The organism is Nostoc sp. 'Peltigera membranacea cyanobiont' 232 (genome assembly GCF_002245985.1).
Taxonomy (GTDB): Bacteria; Cyanobacteriota; Cyanobacteriia; order Cyanobacteriales; family Nostocaceae; genus Nostoc.
The window spans coordinates 17,297-28,252 of record NZ_NOLK01000064.1; the positions used below are offsets into that span (position 1 = coordinate 17,297).

Genomic DNA, 10,956 nt, shown 5'->3' on the forward strand with positions numbered 1-10,956 from the left:
TACAGTATAAGTTTCCAAATTCACGACTTATCCTCAACCACCAATGTAGACTCAGCTGTGCGCCCAAATTCTTCTGGTGCATATTGCAGGTGAACTTCTGCACCAGGCCAAGAAAATGTCCCCGGAGTAACAGAACGAACTAAGTAGTGGAGACTATAAACTCCTGGTTCCAGGTGGTCGGCGTAGGCGATAATGCGATCGCGGTACACATTCTTAAACCCAAGTTCCCAGCTATCGGCTTTTGCTTGTAATGCAGCCGTGGTAGTTTGAAAACTTGCATCCACCACCTCAAAACCCGATGGTAGTGGATCTTTTATCACCAGATGATCTACAGCATGATCGGCGATGATTTCTAAACCAATATCAAACACCTGTCCAGAGGCTAAAGTCAAGGGTTTATCGAAAGCGTAAATCCCGGTTTTTTGTAAAACTTTCTCTTCATTTACTTGACTAATGTCTCGTGTTATGCGTATACCGTTAAATCTACCTGGTTGATTTCCTTGCAAGCGATAATTATAAGCAACCAGATAGTGCAAAGTCCCATTACCTGATTTTTGTAGTGTTAAATCATTACGACCGCGAGGTAATTTATTCATCGGCACATTTAGCTGTAAGCTAGGATTTTTGTATCCATCAAAGTGATTTTCTCCCAACTTATTACCAGCTAATTGCACAGTAGCAACAAAATTCGGTGGTGTTGATTGTAGTTGACTATAATCTACCAAAGCTGTTAACGCTTGGGCATTATTATAGTTAGTTTGCCATGTGCCATCCCGTCGCAGTGCGAGAAGACTTTGGAATAACTTATCTATAACTTCGGGTTTACTCTGCTTGGCAATAAATAAACGTAAAGCTTGCGCTTGCGTTGTCGTAGATGAACTCATCCATCCCCAACTGCTGGGTAAACTTACAACTGCTGTGCGGCCAGTTTCATAGATATTCTGTTGCAGCTTGTTTACTAATTGTTGAGATTCATTTTGCCATTCTGGGAATTGAGATAAGTATCGTGCTAGTTTAATTTGAGTTACTACATCAAAATTATTGCGCTGTTCATTAATATCTGCGAGGAAAGTATTGCGTTTATCTCCCAATTCTGCCAGGGCGATTAAAGCGTTAATTTGCAGTTGTCTTTTACAGAGTAGTTGTTTGCAAAAATCGTATTCTCCAGGATTCGCTAGAACTTTTTGCAAATAAGCTTTCAGGCGAGACAGCATTGCAGAATCGGCTAAATTAGGGAATACCTGACTGGCTTTAGCCAAAGATTCACCCGCATAAGAAGAAACCCAAGGGTCGGATTTTTCTTGTCCGGGGAAAGCAGCAAAACCACCATCGGCGATTTGAAGTTTTTGTAATTTTTCAATAGCTTTATTTGCCTGTTGGCTAGGATTAAATTCTACAAATGTTTGACCATATTTTTGGGTGATAGTTTGCAGATTAGCAGCAATTAGTAACTGACTTGCCGCCGGTTCTGTAAACGGCAAATCATTATCTTCTAAAACCTGCTTTGCTGGTGCTTGAATCTCCGGTATCAAAGTACTCGCCAACTGAATATCTAAACCTCCCGCATCAGGGAAGGTATTTTTATCAACATTCAAAGGAATCTTTATCTCTTTTTCAGTTACACCGGATTCGACAACTTGTTCTGTAATTTCAACTGGCTTAATTTCCAAAGGTACTTCAAAAGCATCTGCGGCTGTACCATTTAGCTGAGTGGTAAAGCGAACTTTACCGACTCCGACGCTATCCGCCAGCATGGGAAAGCGATAAGCATGAGTTGCAGATTCAGCTTTGGTTTGCAAAGTAGTAGTTGTGGGGTTTTTGTCAGCAAACTTGACATTACCGCTAAGTTCGCCATTTATTGAGAGATTTCCTGGATTCCCGGTGTTGTTGGTGACGGATAAACCGGCAAGGATGCGATCGCCTGGACGGGCAAATTGTGGCAAAATGGCATTAGTTAGTAGTGGCTTGGTGGTGATAAACGTCGCGTCTCCATTCCCGAAACGCAGATTTCCATCGGTGGCCACAGCCATAACTCGCCATGTAGTTAAGTCATCCGGGAGTTTAAAAGTTATCTGTGCATTACCGTTAGCATCGGTGAGGATAGAACCGTTGTAGTAAGCTAAGGCTTTAAAATCGGTGCGAGTGCGAGTATTTGCTGCACCAGTTGAGAAACCACCACCATAACCCCAACCTTTGGGTTTAGCTACATCTTGTGCTTGTAATATAACATCTGGGCGATTATCACTAAAGCGGGTAGATATTGTCTGTTCTGCATAAACTGTATCTACCAAATCTGGCGGGCGATAACCAGAAAGTTGTAACACCGCTTCATTTACCACCATGACTGTAAACTGTCCTTTGCTAGGATTACCTTGATTATCCTTTAGTTCTAGTTGTACCGTTTCTTCTGCACCAGGTTCTAATGATGCTTGCACTGGCTTAACTTGCAGTTTTAAATACTTATCTTCTAAGTTAACTTTAAAAGGAGTAAAACCAATCTTCACCAAGTTATCTAAACTTCCTGCTTCTACTTGGCTTATAGGTTTACCTTGTCTGACTAATACAGCTTCAATGGCTGCATTTGGTAGCATTTCTGGTGTAACTTTAAACTGAATTTGTGGTGTGCCTCCCTGAACTTTGGTAATCTGCTGATAAAGAGGTTTGTCTTTAATCACAGCAAAGTACAATTCTGCATCTGGATAGGGAGATTGAATTAGTACAGTAGCAGTTTCACCAGGTTTAAACTCTTTTTTATCTAGCTTAACCTCTAAGACATCTTTTTCTTTGGAACCCCAAAAAACTGGATTTTCTCCAGTTGCCCAAATTTGTAAATCTGTGGCACTTAATTCGGATTTGGCATCACTAAAATTAACTCTAATTCGGTATGAACCAGATTCTGGTGCTGTCAAACTTACCGATTGTGGATTGCTAGCAGATGTAATTTCTGCTTGTCCGACTGTTTTATATTCAACTTGATTTTTTGGCGTTCGGCTACCTTCAACTAATTCGGTGACGCTACTATATTTAATCTCTTGTAATTCCAGGCGCACTCGTTGACCTGTTATCGCTTTTCCTGTAGGGTCGGTAACAACCACATCAATAGGGAAAGCCTTACCCGCATCAGTAATAAAATTACTTTTTAACCCAATTAGACGATTACTTGGTAAGGCTGTAAAAGTTTTGGAATTCGCTACAGATAAATTAGAAACATCTGCAACTTGCACATCTACTTGGTAAGTCATAGGATATGGCAAATCATTAGCCACACTCACAGTTTGACTACTTTTACCATTAGCATCTAGCTGGGCATTAGTTTGTAACACATCACTAGATATACTAGGAGATTCTTCCGGCCATAGCCATTGCCGACCAAAAGTAAATTCGTCCCAACCTTTGGGAATAAAATTAGCCTGTTGGCGAGTAATAAAATATTTTGCTTCTCCACCTTCTACAGGCGCACCAAATAAATAATTACTGGTAGCATTAATATCAACTTTATCGTCAATATAAGCAAACTCTTTATCTAGGTTGAGTTCGACTTTAAAGTTCGGTGGCTTAAACTCAGCTACCCGAAATTCACCAGAAAGTTCTTGTCCATTTTTACCCTTAGCCTGGATTGTATGGTAGCCTAAGCGCTGAGTAGTTTTAATTGGCAATTCCAGAGAAAACGTGCCAAATTCATTTGTAGTTTGTGTACCTAAGTTGGTCTTTTGTCCATCAGGATTTACCAAAGTTAATTGGTAAACGGCATTTTTATCTTGCTGAATTGTGCCATTTTGCAAGAAGCCAGCAAACCCAGTTAACCAAGCTTTTTCACCTGGTTGATATAACTGTCTGTCTGAAAAAATTATCCCGCGTGATTCTGGCTTACCATCTTGCCAACCTGCATCAATCCCGTAGCCATAAACACCGCTATATTCTTCGGTTCTAGCGAATGCCCAATCTTGATTCTCACGGGCAATTACTAATAATTGTGGTGATTTACTAGAACTTTCATTGCCAGAATAACATTGCTGTAATCGTTCACGAACAATTCTAAAAATTCCATTTTCATCAGTTTTACCAGTTGCACAAGGTACCGGTTCGGGGCGAGATTTTGCTTGTAATTTTGATTGATAAATTTCCACAGTTGCCGCTTGAACTGGCGAACCATCTGTCAGATGATTGACGCGAATTAAGCCTGACTCAGGGAACCATTGAGTAAATACGCCCAAATTCGTCAATTCAACTAAGCCATAAGTGGTAGGTTCTCGCCACAGTTCCTTTCCATTTTCCTGATATTTATTAGTACGGGCTTGCACTCCATAAGCTAACATTCCTGTTGCTGCACTTATTTTTTCCCGCAGAGGAACAGCAATATCGACTGATTGATTTTTCTTACCCGATACCTTAAAGCTTTGCCAATCAGATGGTTGGGGTAATAAATCATTACTATTATTAAAATAAACTAAATCTGTTGGTTTAACTGCTCGATAAGCTGCTTTGTATTTAGATTCTGGGAGATTTCCTGTAGTAATATTTAGCTGCAAATTTTTATCTGTCGGGAAAATGTTCAAATCTGATGGTACCCAGATATCCCCGGCTAAATCTCCAGTATCATATTTAAGCGTTACAGGTTTACCCAAAGTCTGTCCAAACTTATCTTTGAGATTTCCGCCAATAGTAATTGTATAAGTTTTGGCAGGTTCTAGTGCATAAGGATTGATGCCGACAATTTTATCTTCATCATTTATTTGGAGGATTCTCGAAATGTCTTTTGGTGCTGGATTAATAGTAATACTTTCTTTGGCTGAATCTGCCAGTAAAACGTTATTAAATTCTAGCTGAGGACTGCCTTTAATAAATCGTCCAAAAGTTCCACCTGAATCTGGCTGTCCGTAAAAATTAATTTTCTGGAATGCCAAAGGCGAATAAGTTACTAACTTACTGGCAAATTCTTTCTCTGTAGGGAGATTACCATAAGCAGGGAGTATTCCAGGAGAAAAGACTAGGCGATAAGGGGTTGCTTTTTCGAGATTTTGCTGTGGGATAAGGTTATAAATCAAATTGCGGGCTGAAGGGTCAAATTTTTCTAAAGGATCTTCTTCATTTTTTACTGGTTTTTCTTCTTTGTTTAATTCGACTTTGAAGCCGACACCCTTGTTTTGTCCTTGAGGAATTAACTGTAAATGTTCTTGTACAGAAGCTAAATTTAATTCTACATTGGAAGTAAATTGTAGCTTTTGTTGTAAATCAATTGGTTCGATATCACCCTTCTCAATGGGATTGACACCGGGTAAATTAGTTAGATTGATAGATTCGGTGTTGAAAGTCCACGGTAAATCTTTGTCTAGTCGATGATTTTTTAAGTCGGCTAAACCTGCTTTGAGAGTGACTTGAAATCTTGTGGCTATTGGCAATGCTTTTTCAGCTTGAAAACCCACCATGCGCGGTGTCAAAAAGCGAAATTGACCGGGTAAAGGCGGCCAAAGTGCAAATTTTTCTAATAATTTTTGCTGTTCTGGACTGTCGAGACTTTCAACTGGGATTAAAGCTTCTTTAAAACGGATGCGGATTTGGTTGAGAGGTTTGGCATCGCCAATGGGACTTATTTGTTCAATCCAGTCTGGTAATTTTGGTGGTGTGAGTGGGGATACTACTGGGAGTTGTTCTTTAGTTGAGTTGATACTAAAAAAATTACACCCTGTCATCGCTAGCATGAATGTAAAGAGAAGAATAAACTGTATTCTTCTTTTCTGGCGTGAGGAATGGGTAATTTTTTTTAACGTAGACGCTTCTCTACGAGACGCTACGCGAACGGCTTGCCGCAGGCTACCGCGAAGGACGCGAAGGAAGAAATAGAGAATTTTATGGTAGGAACGGAGTAAAAATTTTTTAATCATATTTTTTAGGAATTCAAAATAAAAAAATCACAAATTATAACAAGTAAAAGTTTGTATTACCTCATTGAGTTGGTAATGCTAAGACTAAATAAAGGATCTCAGGCAACTATTTTTTACCAAGATTTTGCATTTAACTATGTTTATTTACATAGATAACCAATCCCCTGTGATTGTTCCGAAAAATCACTACAATTCTTAACTATTAATAAGTATTTGAGTTCTGCAAATATTAATTCCCATCTGCTAAGTGATTTAAAATAAATTATTAAGGATTTGACATATTTGCTGATGTAGATGTAATCGCTGCGTCAAAATTAAGGTAGGTTTTCTTGGGCAGGGATTCCCTGATGAAACTAATTTTACGATCGCTACTCCAATTTAAGCACGGTAGCAAATTTTTCCTCGCTGTGCTGGTAATCTGCCTAATTATCCGCTTAGTACCTTATTTTGCACCCGTTCGGGCCGCAGATATTGCCCAAAATCAACTGGCAATGCAATTTAGCGATCGCAATGGTTTACCATTAGGAACATTGCTCACCCGTGACCAAGAACATACATCAGTAGTCTCGCTAAATCAAGTTTCGCCCCAATTTATCCATGCCATTTTAGCCGCCGAAGATGGCAGCTTTTACCATCATGGGGCGTTGGATATGAAAGCTGTTATCCGCGCCGGCAAAGAAGCAATGCACGCCAAACGAATTGTTTCCGGCGCTTCTACTATTACTATGCAGTTGGCGCGGATGTTAGATCCTGTGCCTCGCAGTTTCTCTGGTAAACTGAGTGAGATTTGGCTATCTTGGCGGTTAGCAGCAGGGATGAATAAAGATGAAATTCTCTCTGCATATATTAATCGGCTGCCAATGGGAGGAAATATATATGGTGTGGAAGCAGCCGCGCAGACTTATTTTTCCATACCAGCTAGTGAGTTAAATCTTGCCCAAGCTAGTTTGTTGGCTGCTATTCCCAATAATCCCACATACTTTAACCCTTATGAACATTGGGAACGGTTAAAGCAGCGACAAAAATACGTCCTTAATCGGATGGTACAGGAAGGGTATCTAAATGAGGCGATGCCTACGGCGGCAAGCTACGCAGCCCGAACACACACCGAAAAAGTTGTGTTTCAGTCCCGCCCACAGGGAATTATCGCCGCACCACACTTTTTATTTTGGTTAGCCAATCAGTTTGATAAGGCGCAAACAGCAGAAAATTTCCCCATCCGCACGACTATAAATCGCCCTTTACAGCAGTTTGTCGAAGCACAGGTACAACAGGTGATTTCTTCCCTAGCCACTAATAATGTTCATGATGCAGCTACGTTGGTGATTGATAACCACACTGGTGAAGTATTGGCTTATGTCGGTTCGCCTGATTACTTTAACGAAGCCAAATTAGGACGCAATGATGGAGTGCAGGCGCTACGTCAACCAGGTTCTACCCTCAAGCCTTTTGTGTATGAATTAGCTTTAGAAAAAGGCTTAATTCGCCCAAATACAATTTTGGCAGATGTGCCCGCCCGTTATGCAATTCCCGGTGCGAGACTTTATAGCCCAACCGATTACACCGAACGCTTTCTTGGCCCTGTGCGGGTGCGAATAGCTTTAGCAAATTCGTTGAATGTACCCGCAGTGAGGGTATTAGAGAAAGTAGGTGTGGAAACTTTCTTAGAACGACTGCATCAACTCGGATTTGAACACCTCAATCAAAGCCCAGAACATTATGGTTTGGGTTTGACTCTGGGTAGTGGCGAAGTCAGTTTATGGGAATTAGCCCGTGCCTACCTGACCATAGCACGACTTGGAGATGCTACCCCAATAGTCAGCACATTTTCCGATTCCCCAATTCAAAATCCAAGTTGCGCTGAAAACGCACCAAATGTAAGATGTAAAATTCAAAATTCAACGACGATATGGCAATTAATTACTAACATACTCAGTGATAATCATGCTCGTGCAACAGCCTTTGGTGTAGACTCTGTGTTAAATTTGCCTTTTCCTGTTGCTGTTAAAACTGGCACTTCTTCCAATTTTCGGGATACTTGGACAGTTGGCTTCACTACTGATTACACCGTTGCTACTTGGGTAGGCAATTTCAACGGCGAACCGATGCGACAAGTTTCAGGTGTGACAGGGGCTGCACCTTTGTGGAATCGGATTATGTTACACCTGCACGAACGTCAAGAACCAGCAGCTTTTCCATCTCCAGAAGGTTTAGTGCAATTACCTATTTGTGCGATTTCGGGGTTGCGACCGACACCAAATTGTACCTCAGTGGTGCAGGAATATTTCTACCCAGAAGATAAAATTGCCTACGAAGGTGACAATCAATTTAATTTACCACCAGAGTATAATGAGTGGTTGGCAAAACAACAGCAATCAAGTTTTGTTTCTAACAATTTCAGAATTTTATCTCCCCATAATGGCGATTTATTCTTACTATATCCAGGTGAAGAAGCGAAGCAAAAACTCGAATTTAAGCTAGCGGGAAATAAATCTATGCCTGTTGAATGGTGGCTAAATGGCGAAAAGTTAGATACAAACTCAGCTAATTCTTTATTTTGGAATTTGCGTTCGGGTAAGTGGACTTTGGAAGCAAGAAGCGGGGAAATGACCGACAAGGTAAGTTTTCAGGTGGAATTAGCTAGTATTAAACCTACGCGTCGAGGTTTTTCTCTTAGTAATTCTCAGGTAAAGGGAAATCGCCCATAATTAAATAGCAAGAGAATGCAGTACTGGAGGACATTGAATAAAAAAGGCAGGGATTGCCTGCCTAGTTCCGTTAAACAGTTTGATGAGCTAACTATTACAGATTCTATTGACAAAGATATTGCAAGATTATGTCAAAGGTGTGACCACAAATAATATATCTGTTCCAGCAATTAATGTAAGCTTGACCACAGGCGTAGACTTCCTGATATTCCAAAATTATAGGGCAATACAGTTGAGTTAAGGCTAAAACTATTTGCCAAATTCAATTTTTTTTAACGTAGGTACAAAGCGGCTTACCGCAGACTATCGCTAAGGACGCATAGACACGGAGTGGCTTCCCGCAGCACCGTCTATATGTAAGCCTGTGGGAGACATTACTTAGAAAAACTTTTTACCTTTTTTCATCTCGCCACAAAGCAATACCGCCTAATAAACCAGTGATATTGGGGATGAGTTTCACATTTAACGGTAACTGGAAATTCACTCTGACAGCTTCACCGCCGCCAATGTAAAGGTAATCATAATTGAACAGATGTTGCAAGGATGCGATCGCCTTTTCTAAACGCCTATTCCATCTTTTATCACCAATTTTTTCTAACTCTGCACGCCCTAACTGCTGCTCAAAAGTCTCTCCTTTGCGAAACGGATGATGCCCCATTTCCATATTTGGTACTAGCTTTCCGTCTGCAAATAAAGCCGAACCAAACCCTGTACCCAGAGTAATCACCAGTTCTACACCTTTACCTGCGATCGCACCCAACCCCTGCATGTCTGCATCATTAATCACCCGTACAGGTTTATTTAAATGTTTTAATAATGCTGTTTCCAAATCAAATCCAATCCAATCTGGATGTAAGTTTACCGCCGTTTCTGTGACTCCACACCGCACCACACCAGGAAAACCGACCGAAACGCGATGAAATTCACCTTGAGCCGCAGCTAAGACAACAATTGCATTAATTACAACCTCCGGTGTAGCAGGTTGAGGTGTATCTAAACGCGCTCTTTCTGTTACAGGAGTCCCCGTAATATCTAAAACCATAGCTTTAACGCCACTACCACCAATATCAACCGATAGGGTACGAATCGATCCATTTTCTTCAACCATTGGGTTACATCCTTATTAATGCTTGTTCTTTCGTTATTATGCTCTGCTGCATCCCAATAGGATCGGATGTTTGGAGAGTCTTTATATTGAGGGGAGTGGGGGAGAAATAAGCAATGCCCAATGCTGGTAAGTTACCTGTAGCTTAGGTGCAAGTTATTCAAGATATTTACACCTATCGACAACCACAGTTTAGTATTGCTGAGTCCTGAGTAGATCCGAGCAAAGTTAAAAATCCAATACATTTAGACGCGCGACAACATTCAGATTTGCTAATGTAGAGATAATAGAAAGAGTACTGGCGTAGCTGCTTAAAATCTATCGGGCAGCAAATTTCTATTAAAAGTAATATTAAGAGAAAGAATTATGACGGCGTTTGAACCTCAAAGCATCCGCTCTTATAGCCAAGAAGATGTACACCAAATTCTGCACTTAGCGATCGCTCGTCAAGCTAATGACAAAGATACAGAATTTTCTTACGAGCATATATTAGAAATTGCTGCCGAGTTAGAAATTTCACCTGATTCTTTAAAATTAGCAGAACGCGATTGGCTAGTACAACAAGGTCAAGTTCAACAACGAAAAGCTTTTGACACTTACCGCATCAGAAGATTTCAGAAACGTTTAGGGAATTACGCAATCCTTAATGGCTTTTTTATACTGCTTGATTTAATTACTGGTGGTGGAATTTCTTGGTCGCTATACATTTTGCTATTTTGCGGATTACCTGTAGGGTTGGATGTCTGGAATACCTTTCAAGTCAAAGGTGAAGAGTATGAAATGGCATTCCAGAAGTGGAATCGTAAGCATGAGATTAAGAAAACCATTAGCAGCGTTTTGAATAAGTGGTTTAAGGCATTACAGGCTTAGTAGATTTGCTTGCGTATAAGCTCGTCATAGATATCACTAATTCCAAGAAAAACCCCGCGAGTGGGAGTTTGGACTGCTGAAATTGCTTAATGGTAGGGCTTTTGAAGTTTTAAAATAATCTCTACACTAAATCTGCCCCAATACTGCTCGGTTAAGCATTTTTAACTCGGAATCGGGTTTGGGGAAAAGGGTAAAGGGTAAGGGTTAAAGGTTTTTTCTTTCCCTTTTCCCTTTCCCCTTTTCCCCAAAACCCGAGAAGTATTGGGACGGGCCCTATCAGGACAAAGAGCTTATGGGACTCGTCCTCAACAACGAGGTCGGAATGTGAGCGTCATCGGTGCAATCGCATTGCGGGGTGTTGTCGCTTCTATTGCTATTGTGGGGGCAACAG

4 protein-coding genes are annotated in these 10,956 nt (G+C 40.7%); 2 read left to right on the top strand and 2 right to left on the bottom strand.

Features of this window, described 5'->3' with window-relative positions; translation table 11 throughout:
- Positions 1-20: 20 nt before the first annotated feature.
- Positions 21-5,699 carry an alpha-2-macroglobulin family protein gene (locus CDG79_RS20905; RefSeq protein ID WP_189525069.1) on the bottom strand — a complete coding sequence of 1,893 codons (5,679 nt, stop codon included), beginning with the start codon at positions 5,697-5,699 and terminating at the stop codon, positions 21-23.
- Positions 5,700-6,229: 530 nt separating this feature from the next.
- On the opposite strand from CDG79_RS20905, the gene pbpC reads away from it, so the two are divergent.
- Entirely contained in the window at positions 6,230-8,590 is a 2,361-nt protein-coding gene (gene pbpC / locus CDG79_RS20910; protein WP_094343834.1) for a penicillin-binding protein 1C, read from the top strand.
- A 391-nt stretch (positions 8,591-8,981) separates the two neighbouring features.
- Here pbpC and CDG79_RS20915 read toward each other — a convergent pair whose 3' ends face one another.
- Complete coding sequence (locus CDG79_RS20915) at positions 8,982-9,698, bottom strand: ROK family protein (protein WP_094343835.1); 717 nt, start codon at positions 9,696-9,698, stop codon at positions 8,982-8,984.
- Between the two features lie 363 nt (positions 9,699-10,061).
- On the opposite strand from CDG79_RS20915, the gene CDG79_RS20920 reads away from it, so the two are divergent.
- On the top strand, positions 10,062-10,565 hold the full coding sequence (locus tag CDG79_RS20920; RefSeq protein ID WP_094343836.1) for a 2TM domain-containing protein: 504 nt from the start codon (positions 10,062-10,064) through the stop codon (positions 10,563-10,565).
- Positions 10,566-10,956: the final 391 nt, after the last annotated feature.

What these genes read in the sequence shown, in the direction of transcription:
- pbpC (WP_094343834.1), top strand. Translation starts at nt 6,230, where the DNA reads ATGAAACTAATTTTACGATCGCTACTCCAATTTAAGCACGGTAGCAAA.
- CDG79_RS20920 (WP_094343836.1), top strand. Translation starts at nt 10,062, where the DNA reads ATGACGGCGTTTGAACCTCAAAGCATCCGCTCTTATAGCCAAGAAGAT.
- CDG79_RS20915 (WP_094343835.1), bottom strand. Translation starts at nt 9,698, where the DNA reads ATGGTTGAAGAAAATGGATCGATTCGTACCCTATCGGTTGATATTGGT.
- CDG79_RS20905 (WP_189525069.1), bottom strand. Translation starts at nt 5,699, where the DNA reads ATGCTAGCGATGACAGGGTGTAATTTTTTTAGTATCAACTCAACTAAA.